Origin of the sequence: Pseudoalteromonas sp. H103 (assembly GCF_001469205.1) — a bacterium.
Lineage (GTDB): Bacteria > Pseudomonadota > Gammaproteobacteria > Enterobacterales > Alteromonadaceae > Pseudoalteromonas > Pseudoalteromonas carrageenovora.
Window position 1 is genome coordinate 205,206 of sequence record NZ_LOFG01000016.1, and the last position, 16,048, is coordinate 221,253.

Genomic DNA, 16,048 nt, shown 5'->3' on the forward strand with positions numbered 1-16,048 from the left:
TAATGAACCTCGCTATAAACTTTAAAATAATATTATGTAGTACTGTGCTTTTGAGTACGGTAGCTAAAGCGCAAAGTACCTTGAACTTACAAGCGCAAAACACCCCCAGTTCAGTCCAAACGCTTAGTTTAGCCAAGGCGCTAAATTATGCACTTACCAATGAGCCATGGCTTAAAGTAAGCAGCGAAATGCAAGCGGCTACTGTGTCAAAAAGTATTGCAGCGGGCAGCCTACCCGATCCCGTTTTAACTGTTGGGTTATTAAATTTACCAACGAATGGTTATGCGTTTGATCAAGAAGGGATGACGCAGCTAAAAGTAGATTTAAGTCAAAAATTTAGTCGTGGTGATAGCCGAGCCTTACAAAAAAAAGCGCTAACTCAATTAGCGCAGCAGTATCCTTGGCAACGCGCCGATAGGCTGGCTCAAGTTAAAGCAATTATAACTGAGACATGGTTAAATGCTTATCGGGCACAACGAAGTATTGACCTAATTGAGCAAGACAAAGGCTTGTTTACTCAGCTAATAGAAATAACAGAGGCAAGTTACGCAAGTACTTTAGGTAAAACCCGTCAGCAAGATATTATTCGTGCACAACTAGAGCTTACCCGCCTTGAAGATAAACTAATTTCGCTTGAGCAGCAATTTGAAGGTGCTAAAAGTCGCCTTGCGCAGTGGCTACCTATTCAAATGTTAATGCAGCCGCTTAATAGTGATTTTATTAAAACGACCCCCTTAACTGACTTTTCACAGTTAGAATTTAACCAGTTAATACCGCTTTTAATGGCTCACCCTGCAATTGTTGCTATAGAAAAAACAGTCACGGCTAAACAAACAGAAGTTACTCTTGCTAAGCAAAGTTACAAACCTCAAGTGGGCGTTAATGTGGGTTATGGTTATCGAGATGATACGCCTGTGGGAGAATCGCGAGCTGACTTACTTTCAGTCGGGTTGAGTATCGACTTGCCACTATTTACCGATAACAGACAAGATCAGCAAGTTAAAGCTGCTATTGCAACCGCAGAGGCAACTAAAACACAAAAGCTGGTTGCTCTTCAAAAACTAAAGGGGATGTACTTTAAAGAGTACAGCCAGTTAGCACGGCTAAAAAAACGTGAGTTGCTTTATAAAAACACCTTATTACCTCAAGTAGCAGAGCAAGCCCAAGCTACGCTAAATGCTTATACCCGCGATGATGGTGATTTTTCTGAGGTAATGCGTGCGCGTATTAGTGAGCTAAACGCCAAAATAGATGCATTAAATATTACCGTAGATCAGCAAATTATTACTGCCCGCCTTAATTACTATGCAAGTAGTTTAGATACCCAAGTAATGGCCGAGCAAGTAGGAGATACCAATGAATACTAATTTAAAACTACTTATAGCGGGCGCTGTGGGGGCGGGTGTTTTGGCGATAACACAGCAGTTTTTAAGAGATAGCTCAGCAGCTGGTGAGCAGCAACATGCCTTAAAAGAACCACTTTATTGGGTTGCGCCAATGGATAGTAATTATAAACGCGATGAGCCGGGCCTTTCGCCTATGGGGATGGATTTAGTCCCTGTTTATAAAGATGATGCTAATAGTAGTCCAGGTACGGTAACTATTTCACCAGAGGTCGTTAATAACTTGGGCGTAAGAACTAGTAAGGTGCAGCTAAAAACCCTACAAAGCGATATTAATACGGTGGGATATGTACAGTACAACCAAGATCAGTTAATTCATATTCATCCACGAGTAGAAGGGTGGTTAGAAACTTTATTTGTAAAAGCACAAGGCGCACAAGTTAAAGCGGGTGAGCCTTTGTATACCTTATATTCCCCTCAATTAGTGAACGCTCAAGAAGAGTTTTTACTAGCAGTAAACCGTAATAATACGGTGCTAATAAGGGCAGCAAAAGCACGTTTAGAATCGTTAAATGTGTCTGATGGGTTTATACAGCGTCTTCAAAATAATAAAAAAGTAATGCAAAACATTACATTTTACGCCCGTGAAAGTGGCGTGGTTGATGAGCTAAATGTACGAGAAGGTTTTTTTGTAAAACCAGGCACATCAATGATGAGTATTGCTCAGTTAGATGAAGTTTGGGTAGAGGCGGAGGTATTTGAGCGACAAGCCGAGCAAGTGAGTGTTGGCTTACACGTTACTATGACCCTTGATTATTTAAAGGGAGAAAAGTGGCAAGGCAAAGTAGATTATATTTACCCCGCGCTTGATGCTAAAAATCGGACTTTGCGTGTAAGACTCAGATTTAATAATAAAGATCACCGTTTAAAACCTAATATGTTTGCACAAGTAAGCATTCATTCAAGCGCGAGTGAAGCTCACCTCACTGTTCCTAAAGAAGCTGTTATTCGGACTCAGCATCAAAACCGAGTTGTTATCGCAAAAGGTGAGGGGAGATATAAATCGGTGCAAGTAGATGTTGGGCATATTAATAGTAGCGAAGCCGTTATTTTATCGGGCGTTTTAGAGGGCGATACGGTTGTTACCTCGGCGCAGTTTTTAATTGATTCTGAGTCGAGTAAAAGCTCTGACTTTAAGCGAATGGACATGCCTAATTTAGACGCTAGACCACACTCGAATATGAACATGGATATGAAGGCAACTATGCAGCCACAAACAGCTACAGTTAACGGTACTATTAATGCAATAAACTTACAAAATCGTGTCATTAATATTAGCCGTGAGGCCATACCAAAATGGAGTCGAGAGCCTGCCACAATGGATTTTATATTATCGGCAGAGGTAGATATTAGCCTGCTAAAACATGCTCAGTATATTAATTTTACGTTTAGCATTATTAACGATGAATTTGTGATTACAGATATAAAAGTCGCAAAGCCAAATAGCCACTCTACTATGCAACATAGTTCTCACTAGGAGCCATTATGATAACTGCCATTATTCGCTGGTCTGTTAGCAATCGCTTTTTTGTGTTGTTGCTTACATTAATACTCATGGGGGGAGGGTTATATGCAGTAAAAAATACCCCTGTTGATGCGCTGCCTGATTTATCTGATGTGCAGGTGATTATTAAAACCTCGTATCCCGGGCAAGCCCCTCAAGTTGTGCAAGACCAAGTCACATTTCCGCTTACTTCAGCGATGCTTTCTGTGCCAAGAGCGCAAACAGTAAGAGGTTTTTCGTTTTTTGGCGACTCATATGTTTACGTTATTTTTGATGAAAAAACCGATTTGTATTGGGCGCGAAGCCGCGTGCAAGAATATTTAGGGCAAGTAGCAAAACGCCTTCCGGAAACGGCTAATGCAGAGCTTGGCCCCGATGCAACGGGTGTTGGTTGGATTTACTTATATGCACTGGTTGATAAAACAAATAAGCATGACATTAGCCAATTAAGAAGTTTGCAAGATTGGTTTTTAAAGTTTGAATTACAAACAGTGCCGGGGGTATCAGAAGTTGCAGCCGTAGGTGGCATGGTTAAGCAATATCAAGTAAATGTAGAGCCTGATAAGTTACGCGCATATGGTATTCCGCTTAGCCTGATTCAAACGGCTATAAAGCAAGGCAATCAAGAAATGGGCGCCTCTGTGGTAGAAATGGCTGAGGCTGAATACATGGTAACAAGCACCGGCTATATAAAAAGTGTAGCCGATTTAGAGGCTATTCCCCTTGGTGTAAACGCTAATGGAACTGCGCTGCAATTGCGAGATGTAGCCGACATACGGTTAGGGCCGCAAATGCGGCGCGGTATAGCCGAGCTAAATGGAGAAGGCGAAGTAACTGGCGGCATAGTTATTATGCGCTATGGCGAAAATGCACAAAAAACAATTGAATTGGTAAAAGCAAAATTAGAATCACTCAAAAGAGGATTACCAGAGGGCGTTGAAATAATCCCTGTGTACGATCGCTCCAACTTAATAAGTAACGCGGTTGATAACCTAACCAATAAATTAATTGAAGAGCTGATTGTAGTTGCTTTGGTATGTGTGGTGTTTTTGTTTCATGTGCGCTCATCTTTGGTGGCAATTATTACCTTGCCACTAGGTATTTTAACTGCGTTTATCATTATGTATTGGCAAGGTATTAACGCCAATATAATGTCGTTAGGGGGCATTGCCATTGCCATTGGTGCTATGACCGACGGCGCGATAGTCATGATTGAAAATATGCATAAGCATATGGAAAAAACGCCATTAACTAACGAAAACCGCTGGGAGGTAGTTGTTAAAGCGACTAGTGAAGTCGGCCCTGCATTGTTTTTTAGTTTACTTATTATAACCGTAAGCTTTATGCCGGTATTTATTTTAGAAGCGCAAGAAGGGCGTATGTTTGCACCTTTGGCTTACACTAAAACCTATGCAATGGCCGCCTCTGCGGGGCTTGCAATTACACTTGTGCCAGTTTTAATGGGCTACTTTATACGTGGAAAGGTGTTGGAGGAGAAAAGGAACCCAGTAAATCGTTTATTAGTTACGGCGTATAAGCCGCTACTAAATAAAGTGCTTAAGTTTCCTAAAGTAACTTTGCTGTTTGCCTGCGTGATTGCTGTTATAGGCTTTTATCCGCTAGATAAAATGGGGAGTGAATTTATACCGCCGCTTGACGAGGGCGATTTAATGTATATGCCCACTACTTACCCTGGTTTATCGATAGGTAAAGCCCGTGAAATTTTGCAGCAAACCGATAAGTTAATTGCCACAGTACCCGAAGTTAAAACGGTATTTGGTAAAGTTGGGCGAGCAGAAACTGCAACAGATCCTGCGCCTCTTACAATGATAGAGACGTTTATTCAGCTAAAACCAAAAGACGAATGGCGCGAGGGTATGACCCTTGAAAAGCTTAAAAAAGAACTCGACGGTTTGGTTAAGTTTCCGGGGCTGACGAATGCGTGGGTAATGCCAATTAAAACACGTATTGATATGCTTGCAACGGGCATTAAAACCCCAGTAGGTATTAAAGTTGCGGGACCACAGTTGAGCGAAATTCAAAAAATTGGTCAACAAATAGAAGTGCTTTTAAAAGATGTGCAAGGCACCGCATCGGTTTACTCAGAGCGCGTAGCCGGTGGACGTTACATAAAAGTAGATATAAATCGTGAAAAAGCCGCGCGTTATAGCTTAAACATTAGCGACGTACAGCAAGTTATATCGACTGCAATAGGTGGTACAAACGTAACGCAAACCGTAGAGGGGCAAGAGCGCTACCCTGTTAATTTGCGTTATCCGCAAGCATACAGAGACTCGCCAGAAGAACTAATGTTGTTACCTATTGTAACTCCTTCTGGGCAGCGTATAGCACTTGCTGATGTAGCAGATGTATTTATTGAAGATGGTCCGCCTGGTATAAAAAGCGAAAATGCACGTGTAAATGGTTGGGCGCTTATTGATATTGACGGTGTTGATATTGGCACTTACGTACAAAATGCTCAGCAAGTATTAAATAAGCACTTGGTATTGCCTGCTGGTTATTCTATTGCATGGGCTGGACAGTACGAATACATGCAGCGAGCCAAAGACAAGCTTACTTACGTATTACCGCTTACTTTAGCGATTATTATTGTATTGCTTTACCTTAATTTTAGAAGCTTTGCTGAAGTGACTATTATTATGGCTACGTTGCCACTAGCGATGATTGGTGGCGTATGGTTAATGTATTTAGAGGGATTTAATTTTTCAGTAGCAGTAGGAGTGGGCTTTATTGCCTTAGCCGGTGTTGCCGTTGAAATTGGCGTAATTATGTTGGTGTATCTAAATCAGGCCTACCAAGAAAAATCCTTAGAAGCTGAGCAAATAGGTAAGCCGCTTAGTTTAATACAGTTACAACAAGCAATTATTGAAGGCGCAGGGCTGCGGGTGCGCCCAGTAATGATGACGGTAGCGACTATTATTATTGGCTTGCTACCAGTGCTTTATGGTACAGGTACTGGCAGCGAAGTAATGAGCCGAATTGCAGCGCCTATGGTTGGCGGCATGATAAGCGCAATTGCCCTTACCTTGGTTGTTATTCCTGCCGTTTACTTATTATGGCGCAAGCAAGGGCTTAAATAACGAAGTAATAGAGCAATGTATTATTTTTAAACCTGATCTGCGCCTAGCAACTAGGCTCAGGTTACTAAAGCATTGCTCTATAAAAATTACCTATAATTTGTAAGTTGTTCTATTAAATGATTCATTATTATTTATCATAAGTTTAAGTTTTTGTTTTTAAGTGTTTTTTTTGTTGGCATGTTTTACGCAACAAAGTAGTACAGTCAACTTAGTAAGGAACGCACATGCAAGTTAAAACAATTAAAGAAGTGTACGATTGGACCGTTTTATTTCACACACAAATGGCGGCAAATTTTTATAGCGTAAAAGATATACTTGATGAACATAACGCGATGCTGGTGGACTATTACCTAAGTTATGAAAAAAAGCTTGCTGAGGATTTAGTGGGCTTTAAAGCAATTACCGAAATTAATACTTTAGATACTTATAGTTATGAATACTTTGCAGAAAACCCTGATCTGATCACATTTGAAGATATTAGTAAAGAGCAGCAGTTTGATGAAAAAGTAATTCAAAACTACTTATCGAGCCAGCATCAAAAGGTGATTGAGCTTTATAAATATTTATTAGAGCGCGCCGAAACAGATAACGGTCAAGAAAAGCTTGGGCAAATATTAGAGCTTGAAGAGCAAGGCTTAAAGCAAATGATGCAAAGCACAAACCGCCATATGGATATGTAGCAACAAAAGCAGGGTGACTCACCCTACTTTTGTTGGCTTATGAGCAGTTAAGCGCTATTCCGACCTTTTTCAAATAGCGCTGTTCTAGCTCTAAATCGGCTTGCAGTAGGGTATGCTCCTGAAGGTAGTTATCGCAAAACTTTATAAATAGCCCGGTACTATTTGCGCTAATTTCCATATTTGGTTTTTGGCTAACTTGTCGTTTTTGATTAAATAAAATCGCTAAACGTAAAATAGTAATAAGCTTAAGAACTTGCTGCTGAGAAATAGTTATAAATTCAGAAAGCTCATCGAGTTTAATTTTTTTACGATAAAAACGAATAAGTGAGCTGAGTATTAGCTGCTCTTGCTGTGTAAAGCCAGGTAACTGGCTATTAGCAACAATATAAGCACTGTGCTTATTAATACCTGATGAGTTAATAGAGAGACCAATTTCGTGTAGTTTTGCTGCCCAAATTAGTAAAGCAACATCGTCTTTATTGTTAAGCTGCCAAGGGGATTTTAAGCGCTCATAAAGCCAAATAGCGGTATCTGAAACCCGTGTCGCGTGAGCTTTATCTACGGTGTATCTGTCGCTAACGTTATTTATTGTGTTACTGCGTATGTCTTTGTCAGCTAACTTTTGCTGCATTTCATGAAGCAACCCCTCACGCAGTGAAAAATCACTGTAAGTTAGCTCGGTGATTGCAAACTCCCTAAAAATTGCAATTAAAATAGCAAGTCCGCCACACATACTTTGCTGACGTTCTGGTGTTAGTCCTTCAATTTCTAAATTATCAATTTTTTTTGCTTTTATAAATTGTTGTTTCAGGGTTAATAAATCGTCGTAAGTTATACAAGGCTGATGAAGGTTTTGAGCACTCACCATAGCCAATATCGATTTAATAGTTCCTGAGGTACCAATAACGCTTTTCCAGCCCTCTGATATATAATTGGCAAAAATAGCTTCTATTTCTTGTTCTGCTTTTATTTCAGCTTTATTAAAGCGCTTACCATTTATTATGCCGTCACTAAAAAATTGATTGGTGTAACTAACGCATCCCATATTACGGCTTGTAAGTAGTTTATGTTTAAAATGCCTACCAACTATAAGCTCTGTACTACCGCCCCCTATATCAATAACAAGACGGTTATCTTCGTTATGTACATAATGAGCAACCCCTTGATAAATGAGCCGTGCTTCTTCTTGCCCTGCAATTACATCAATATGAAAAGGGAATACTTTATTGGCCTGCGTTAAAAAGGCATGAATATTTTTAGCTCTGCGAAAAGTATAAGTCGCAGCTACTTTTACGTTGCAGGCAGGGAAGTCTTGTAGCGTTTTTGCAAACTGCTTAAGCACAATTAAGGCACGATCAATTGCTTGCTGGCTGAGCCTAAATTTATCATCTAGTCCGTCTGCTAAATATACACGCTGCTTTTCTTTATGCAGAATTTGTAGTGTGCCATCAACTTCGCGAGCAACCACTAAATGAAAGCTATTTGAGCCTAAATCGACGGCTGCTATTGAGGGGTGATCATTCATTATTATAATTGTGTTCCCATTTTTTTAGATGGTCATAAATTGCAATCTGCGAGCGTATTTTTTTTCTGTTTCCGCGTCTTACATACGTATTTTTTTGCTCGCTATCGATTAGCCGCGCTTTAGTACGGTCTTTAAATTGTAGCTCTAAAATATCAATAATGAGCTGTTTTAATTTAGCATCTAAGATTGGTACGCCCACCTCAACACGGTGATCTAGATTACGAGTCATCCAATCGGCAGACGAAATATATACTTTGTCGTCACCGTTATTACCAAATGCCATGACTCTAGGGTGCTCTAAAAAACGATCAACAATACTTATTACTCTTATATTGTCGCTAAACTTAGCAAGGCCAGGTATTAATGAGCACATACCACGAACGATAATACGTATTTTAACGCCTCTGCGCCCTGCGTAATAAAGCTTATCAACAAGCTGCTTATCAACTAAATTATTTATTTTTACAGTGATTTTACCGGGATTGCCGTTTTCTACATGCTGAATTTCTTTATCTATTAAATCCAACAGCATATCGCGCGCATTAATAGGAGAAAGCATGAGATATTCAAAATTAAATGGCTTATAGCTGCTTTCTATAAATTTAAATACACTATCGCATTCCTCACAAATACCGGAGTGCTTAGTGAAAAGGCTAAAGTCAGTGTAAATTTTTGCTGTTTTCTCGTGAAAATTCCCAGTGCCTATGTGCGCGTATTTCACTATTTTATTTTTCTCTTTGCGATGAATAATACACAGCTTACTGTGTACTTTTAGCGCAGGAATACCAAAAATCACTTTTATGCCAGCACTGCTTAGCACTTTTGCCCACTCAATATTATTTTGCTCATCAAAACGGGCTTTAAGTTCAACCATTACAGTTACTTTTTTGCCATTTTTTGCCGCATTGATTAATGAAGAGATAAGCCGTGATTTACTGGCAACGCGGTAAATATTTACTTTAATTTGCGTCACTACTGGGTCAAATGCAGCCTGGCGTACAAACTCTAGTAAATGATTAAAAGTATGATAGGGGTAATAAAGTAATATATCTTGCTCAGTTATGGCGTCAAATACGCTCGTGTGCTTGTTAAAAGCAGTACTTTGTAGTGCTGGTAGAGGCTTGTTTTCAAGGTATTGGCGGCCCACATTTGGAAAGGCTATAAAGTCTCTAAAGTTACGATAGCGCCCTGCGGGAATAAGTGCATCGTGATGCGTAACATTTAAACGCTTTTTCATAACTTTTAACATGCTTTCAGGCATCGCTTCATCGTATACAAGACGAACTGGCTCTGCATAAATACGCTGCTTTAGTCCCTTAGACATTTTATCAAGCAAGCCTTCTTCTAGCTCATCATCAAGATTATATTCGGCATCACGAGTTAGTTTTATTGCGTGCCCTTGAATAGTTTCAAAGTTAAAAAAATTACTAAATACGTCATTTAAAAAATATGAAATCACGTCATCTAGCATCACTATTGTTTTACGACGACGTGTTTTTTCAGGCGGTAATATTATAAAGCGAGGAACCCGATCTGTAGGTACTTCAAGCATAGCAAAGTGACTTTTCTCATCACTCATTTCTACGAACAGATAGGTCATAGTGTCATTTATGTAATCTGAGTAGTCTTTATTTTCGTCGAGTAGAATAGGGGATATATGCTGTAATACGTTGTCGTGAAAATAGTTTTTTAACCAATTTAGGTGAAACTCAGTCAACTTTTCGGGACGATCTACATGGATGTTGTGGATGGTTAGGTCGTTTAAAATTTGTTGATGAATTTGATTAAACTTTTTGCCAAGCTGTAATACCTTTTTTTGTATTTGGCTTAGAAGTACTTCGTCTTCTTCAAAATTAGCATCGGGAAGCTTATTCAATAAAATACGACGCTTAACATCGGCAACCCTAACTCTGAAAAACTCATCGAGGTTATTAGAAAAAATGCCTAAAAAACGCATGCGTTCAATAATGGGGTTATTCTTATCTTTTGCTTCTTGTAATACGCGTTCGTTAAACGACAGCCAACTTAGCTCTTTAGCAAAGTACTCGACGGCTTGAGTTTGTTCGGTATGGGCGTTCATACTTTATTCCATAGTTAGATACAAAATAAAATATAGTGCAGATTGATGACATTAACATGACATGCGTGTCACATTTGTGACACGCACAGGTGAATTATGGTTCCTCTACGTCAACAATTAGGTCACTGGTAATGGCTTCGAGTGCGTAAATTACTTCATCTTTATCCATTCCACTTGGTAAAGTTACGGTTGCAACGGCACTAAATATTGGTACTCCCCAATTAGGGGCGCTTTGTTGCCTTGAATTTAAATGGGTAATGTTAGCGCCTTTATGGCGAATTACACTTGCGAGCTCCTGCACAATACCAGGTCGGTCGTTACCCGTAATAACTAAGTTAAGTTGCTCAAGTGCGCTTGGCTCTACCTCGGTATTACCTGTTTCTATTCTTACATCTAATTTTGGTAGTGTATTAAGTGCATTTTGCAATGACTGGAAGTGCTCCTCAGCAACTTCTAGTTGTATAATGCCAGCAAAATGCCCGAGTAAATGACTTAAATTACTACTAAGCCAGTTACCATGATTTTCTAATACGACTGATGAGATGCTCTCTACTAAACCCGGGCGGTCTTGCCCCAAAATCGTTATAACCAACTGCTTCATAAATAATTCTCTTATTTAAGCCCCAAAAAGTAAATGCGTAGGCATTAAGTGTGATATTAAAAGTGTGATTTAGAAATATATTATTTGCTATTACAAAAGGTGTAAAGTTTAAACTTGCCTACTTGTTTTAAACAGCTTAAAAGTGCCCAACCCATTGCAATTTCTATTTATTAGGTGCGTTTTAAGTATTGACCCCGATAAATACTTTGTCCAATTATTTTACAATTTAGTTCACTCTGTAAGGTTTAAATTTTAAATAAACTGACCATTTGGTTAGTTTATAACTAGATACCCTAATTTGAGAGCTTAAATGTTACCGCTGTAACATTACTGTCATCTTGATGAAATATAATTTCGCCAACGTTAAGATTAAAGGGTGTTTTGATGACTTCAAATCCGAATAAACCGACTTTTAATACGGATCGAAGCCGTCTATTTAAAGATCGGTTTGCCAAGTTTGGCATAACCGCAGGTGGGGTAATGGTATTAATAGCGCTGCTATTGATATTTTTCTACCTTCTTTATGTAGTTCAGCCAATTTTTGAATCAGCAAAAGTAGAAAAGCGCGACAGCTTCAATGTAACTAACTCGCAGCAAATTGCAGGTTTAGGTGTTGAAGAACAAACTGAAGTTGCCTACTTACTAAGTAAGCAAGGGCAAGTTGATTTTTACAGTGTTGACTCAGGCAGTTTTGGTAAAAAGCTCAAAGCACTTGATGCGCAATTACCAAGCGATGCTACTAGTTTTGCAACCAGCGCTCCTTTTCAGGGGCATTATGCGTATGGTTTAGAAAACGGCAGCGTAATGGTTGTTGCACCTAAATTTTTGGTTACCTTTCCAAATAACGAGCGCAAACTAACACCTCGTTTAGATTTTCCGCTTGGAAAAATGGCACTTGAAGTTGATGAGCAAGGTGCAGCTATTAAGCGTTTTGCATTTAGCCATTACGAAGACAAAACAGCCGTTGTAGCACTTACCGAAGACAAGCGCATATTGTTTAGCAGCTTTGTTGCTGAAGAAAACATGTTTACCGGTGAAGTTGAATGGGTTGTAGAGCGTACCGAGCTAAATATTGAAGGCCGTGTTGATGAGCTATTAATTTCGCCGGATACAACACGGACTTTTGTTCGTTCAGCTAATCAAATTTATGTTTATGATACGCGCTACCCAGATGACGTAGAGCAGATACAGTTACTTTCAGCGAATGAAGAAAACGCAAATATAGTATCAGCACAGCTTCTTGCGGGTGCAAACTCGTTAATGCTTGCAAATGATAACGGTGAAGTGTCGCAGTGGTTTGAAGTAAATACAGATGCGGGACGTGAATATCAAAAAATACGTTCGTTTGAAACAACTAAGCAAAGCAAACTCAATGTATTTACTGAGTTTTATCGTCGTACTTTCTTTACTACGAGCAGTAATGGTGAGCTAGGTGTTTATTATACAACCAGCGAAGCAAAACTTTGGCAAGGGAAGGTAAGTGAAGGCGCTATAGAAAATTTTGCAATTGCACCGCGTTCAAACGCAGCGCTCATACTTGCTGATAACAAATTAACTGTACTTGAAATTCATAATGAGCACCCAGAAGTGACTTGGTCTGCTTTATGGCAAGAAGTATGGTACGAAGGTTATCCTGAGCCGGGTTATATTTGGCAGTCAACTTCTGCAAGTGATGACTTTGAATCTAAATTTTCATTAGTACCAATTTCGTTTGGTACGTTAAAAGCAGCGCTTTACGCGATGTTGTTTGCAGTACCTATTGCGCTTTCTGCCGCTATTTATACGGCTTACTTTATGTCGAGCGAGTTACGTAAAGTAGTTAAGCCTACAGTTGAAATAATGGAAGCTCTTCCTACGGTTATTTTAGGCTTTTTAGCGGGTCTTTGGTTAGCTCCATTAATTGAAGAGCACTTGCCGGCTATTGTCGGGCTGCTGGTATTGTTGCCGCTTGGTATTTTAGCTACCGCATTGGGTTGGACTAAGCTACCGTCGAGTATTCGCCATAAAATCCCTGAAGGTTCACATTCAATACTATTGATTCCAGTTGTTCTATTAATTGGTTGGTTCTCGTTCGCGATGAGCGAAACAGTAGAGCTTTGGATGTTTGATGGCAATGTACGTCAATACTTAACAAATGAGCTTGGTATGACGTTTGACCAACGTAATTCATTAGTTGTTGGTATTGCGATGGGATTTGCCGTTATTCCTACTATATTTTCGATTGCTGAAGATGCCGTATTTAGTGTACCTAAACACTTATCGAATGGCTCGCTTGCTCTAGGTGCAACGCAGTGGCAAACGCTTGTACGTGTGGTACTTCTTACAGCAAGCCCTGGTATTTTCTCTGCTGTAATGATGGGGCTTGGCCGTGCAGTAGGTGAAACCATGATTGTATTAATGGCTACAGGTAACACACCTATTATGGATTGGAGTATTTTCCAAGGTATGCGTACGCTTGCAGCAAACATTGCAGTAGAAATGCCAGAGTCAGAAGTTGGCAGCTCGCACTATAGAATATTGTTCTTAGCGGCCTTTGTATTATTCATATTCACCTTTATTTTCAACACAGTGGCTGAGTTTGTTCGTCAGCAACTGCGTGAAAAATACAGCTCAATGTAAGTGGAGAGACACGACATGGTAAAGCAGTGGTTTAAGTCTGGTTCTCCTTGGATTTGGATGACAGGTGGTGCAGTAAGCATTAGCTTGATTTCGGTTTTAGGTTTATTAGCAATGATAGCCTGGAAAGGGTTAAGTTTTTTCTGGCCTTCTGAGGTTGTACAATTTGAGCTTGAAGGGTCTATTTCAAAACAAACCGTAATAGGCGAAATTTACGACCGTGAATTAGTACCAAAAGCACGCTTAGCGGCAACAGGTATTGATGTAAGTGGGTTCAAAAAAGACGAAGTAGAGCGCCTACTTATCAAAACGGGTAACCGTGAATACGTAGATTTAGATTTTCGTTGGATACTAGAAACCGACATTACAAATAAAACAACGCCGGCAACGCTTGCTGTATTCGAGCGTAGTAAAAATGGTAACTTTTATGGTTACGTTGAAAGTGTAATTAAAGATGGTAAACCTGTTGAAGGCGATAAAATTGAAGCCCTGCATGAACTTGTAGAGCGTGCCGTAGACTTAAACGATGAAGCTCTTGATTTACAAAATGGTGACATTGGCCATATAAACTATGAGCTTGAGCGTCTTCGTTTAAAAGAAAAAGGTTACCTGCTTGATGACGCATTAACAGATGAACGGGTAGCTGATCTTGCTCAAGCACGAGCGGATTTACGTGCAGAATATGCAGTGCTTGAAAAAGATTTATTTGCACTACGCAAGCAAGCCAAACGAGACCATGTAACTGTAAAAGATATGCGCGGTGAAGTAGTTACTATTCCGATGTATCAAGTACTTGATGTTTGGTTTCCAAACGATATGGGCTTTTTTGCAAAGCTTGGTCATTACTTTGTGCAACTAGGTAAGTTTGTATCAGACGACCCACGTGAAGCAAATACCGAAGGCGGTGTATTCCCTGCTATATTTGGTACTGTATTTATGGTTATGTTAATGGCTGTAATCGTAACGCCTTTTGGTGTGGTAGCAGCAATATACTTACACGAGTACGCCGCTAAAAACGCAGTGACTAAGATGATCCGTATCGCGGTAATTAATTTAGCGGGTGTACCTTCTATTGTTTACGGTGTATTTGGACTGGGCTTTTTTGTATATATGCTAGGTGGCAGCTTAGATCAGTTGTTCTACCCTGAGGCATCACCTACACCAGTATTTGGTACGCCAGGTGTTATGTGGTCTGCGCTTACATTAGCTATTCTTACTCTACCGGTTGTTATTGTATCAACCGAGGAAGGTTTATCGCGTATTCCAAGTACAGTACGTGATGGTTCGTTAGCGCTTGGTGCAACTAAAGTTGAAACCTTATGGCGTATAATTATTCCTATGGCAAGCCCAGCAATAATGACAGGTTTAATACTTGCAGTTGCTCGAGCGGCCGGTGAAGTTGCACCACTTATGCTTGTAGGTGTGGTAAAAATGGCCCCTACGTTACCACTTGATGGCAACTTCCCTTATTTTCACTTAGATAGAAAGTTCATGCACTTAGGCTTTCATATTTACGATGTAGGCTTTCAAAGCCCTAATGTTGAAGCGGCGCGTCCGCTGGTATATGCAACGGCCTTTTTATTAGTGTCGGTGATTATTACCCTCAACATAACTGCGATTGGTATACGTAATCACTTACGTGAAAAATTTAGATCGCTTGAACACTAATTAGTAAAGATTTTATAGGTAACAAACATGATTACAGTCGCTCCACAAGTAAACCAAGCTAATATAGGTCAAAAATTAGACCTAGAAAACTTAACTGACGACCAAAAAGCGTTAGAGATTAAAAACCTTGATCTTTACTATGGTGATAAGCAAGCATTAAGTAACGTTAATATGAACATCCCAAAAGGGCAGGTAACTGCGTTTATCGGGCCATCGGGCTGTGGTAAATCAACATTACTTCGTTGTATTAACCGTATGAATGATTTAGTTGATATTTGTCGTATTGAAGGTGAAATATTACTGCATGGCCAAAACATTTACGATAAAAGTGTAGATGTTGCAGCGCTTCGTCGTAACGTGGGGATGGTGTTTCAACGCCCTAACCCATTTCCTAAATCAATTTATGAAAATGTGGTTTATGGCCTACGCTTACAAGGCATCAAAGAAAAACGTAAATTAGATGAAGTGGTAGAGCAATCACTACGCGGTGCTGCTTTATGGGATGAAGTAAAAGACAGATTACACGATAGTGCATTTGGGCTATCGGGTGGTCAGCAACAACGTTTAGTTATTGCTCGCTCTATTGCTATTGAGCCAGAAGTACTGCTGTTAGATGAACCAACATCAGCACTTGATCCAATTTCTACTTTGGTTATTGAAGAGCTAATTAACGACTTAAAGAACAAGTTTACCGTTGTTATTGTTACACATAACATGCAACAAGCAGCGCGTGTATCTGATCAAACCGCTTTTATGTACATGGGTGAGCTGATTGAATACTCAGACACAAATACCTTATTTACAACGCCTAGCAAAAAGAAAACAGAAGACTACATTACAGGCCGTTACGGCTAGTGATTGTTTTAGTGT

The 16,048-nt window shown here is 39.7% G+C and carries 10 protein-coding genes; 7 read left to right on the forward strand and 3 right to left on the reverse strand.

Features of this window, described 5'->3' with window-relative positions:
- Positions 1-2 precede the first annotated feature (2 nt).
- From ATS74_RS13125 to ATS74_RS13140, 4 genes are all read left to right on the forward strand, one after another.
- On the forward strand, positions 3-1,367 hold the full coding sequence (locus tag ATS74_RS13125; RefSeq protein ID WP_058549333.1) for a TolC family protein: 1,365 nt from the start codon (positions 3-5) through the stop codon (positions 1,365-1,367).
- On the forward strand, positions 1,357-2,880 hold the full coding sequence (locus tag ATS74_RS13130; protein WP_058549334.1) for an efflux RND transporter periplasmic adaptor subunit: 1,524 nt from the start codon (positions 1,357-1,359) through the stop codon (positions 2,878-2,880). Before ATS74_RS13125 ends, ATS74_RS13130 begins: the two co-directional genes overlap by 11 nt.
- A gap of 8 nt (positions 2,881-2,888) precedes the next feature.
- Positions 2,889-6,008 (forward strand): efflux RND transporter permease subunit, encoded by a 3,120-nt coding sequence (locus ATS74_RS13135; protein ID WP_058549335.1) that lies wholly within the window; start codon positions 2,889-2,891, stop codon positions 6,006-6,008.
- A gap of 224 nt (positions 6,009-6,232) precedes the next feature.
- Positions 6,233-6,688 (forward strand): hypothetical protein, encoded by a 456-nt coding sequence (locus tag ATS74_RS13140; RefSeq protein WP_058549336.1) that lies wholly within the window; start codon positions 6,233-6,235, stop codon positions 6,686-6,688.
- Between the two features lie 37 nt (positions 6,689-6,725).
- Here the strand turns inward: ATS74_RS13140 and ATS74_RS13145 are convergent, their stop codons facing one another.
- The 3 genes from ATS74_RS13145 to ATS74_RS13155 form a co-directional block, all read right to left on the reverse strand.
- On the reverse strand, positions 6,726-8,213 hold the full coding sequence (locus ATS74_RS13145; RefSeq protein ID WP_058549337.1) for a Ppx/GppA phosphatase family protein: 1,488 nt from the start codon (positions 8,211-8,213) through the stop codon (positions 6,726-6,728).
- The gene (gene ppk1, locus ATS74_RS13150; protein WP_058549338.1) at positions 8,206-10,293 is read right to left on the reverse strand and encodes a polyphosphate kinase 1; all 2,088 of its coding nucleotides are present in this window, start codon (positions 10,291-10,293) and stop codon (positions 8,206-8,208) included. The genes ATS74_RS13145 and ppk1 overlap by 8 nt, the downstream gene beginning before the upstream one ends.
- Positions 10,294-10,387: 94 nt before the next feature.
- Positions 10,388-10,894 carry a glycine cleavage system protein R gene (locus ATS74_RS13155; RefSeq protein ID WP_058549339.1) on the reverse strand — a complete coding sequence of 169 codons (507 nt, stop codon included), beginning with the start codon at positions 10,892-10,894 and terminating at the stop codon, positions 10,388-10,390.
- 384 nt (positions 10,895-11,278) lie between these two features.
- Between ATS74_RS13155 and ATS74_RS13160 the strand changes: the two genes are divergently transcribed.
- Genes ATS74_RS13160 through pstB form a run of 3 tightly spaced genes read left to right on the forward strand, consistent with a single transcriptional unit; the run spans position 11,279 to position 16,033 of the window.
- Positions 11,279-13,513, forward strand: coding sequence for an ABC transporter permease subunit (locus ATS74_RS13160; RefSeq protein ID WP_058549340.1), 2,235 nt, complete (start codon positions 11,279-11,281; stop codon positions 13,511-13,513).
- A gap of 15 nt (positions 13,514-13,528) precedes the next feature.
- Complete coding sequence (gene pstA / locus ATS74_RS13165; RefSeq protein WP_058549341.1) at positions 13,529-15,178, forward strand: phosphate ABC transporter permease PstA; 1,650 nt, start codon at positions 13,529-13,531, stop codon at positions 15,176-15,178.
- A 27-nt stretch (positions 15,179-15,205) separates the two neighbouring features.
- A complete protein-coding gene (gene pstB / locus ATS74_RS13170; protein WP_058549342.1) occupies positions 15,206-16,033 on the forward strand; it encodes a phosphate ABC transporter ATP-binding protein PstB in 828 nt (275 codons plus the stop codon).
- Positions 16,034-16,048 lie beyond the last annotated feature (15 nt).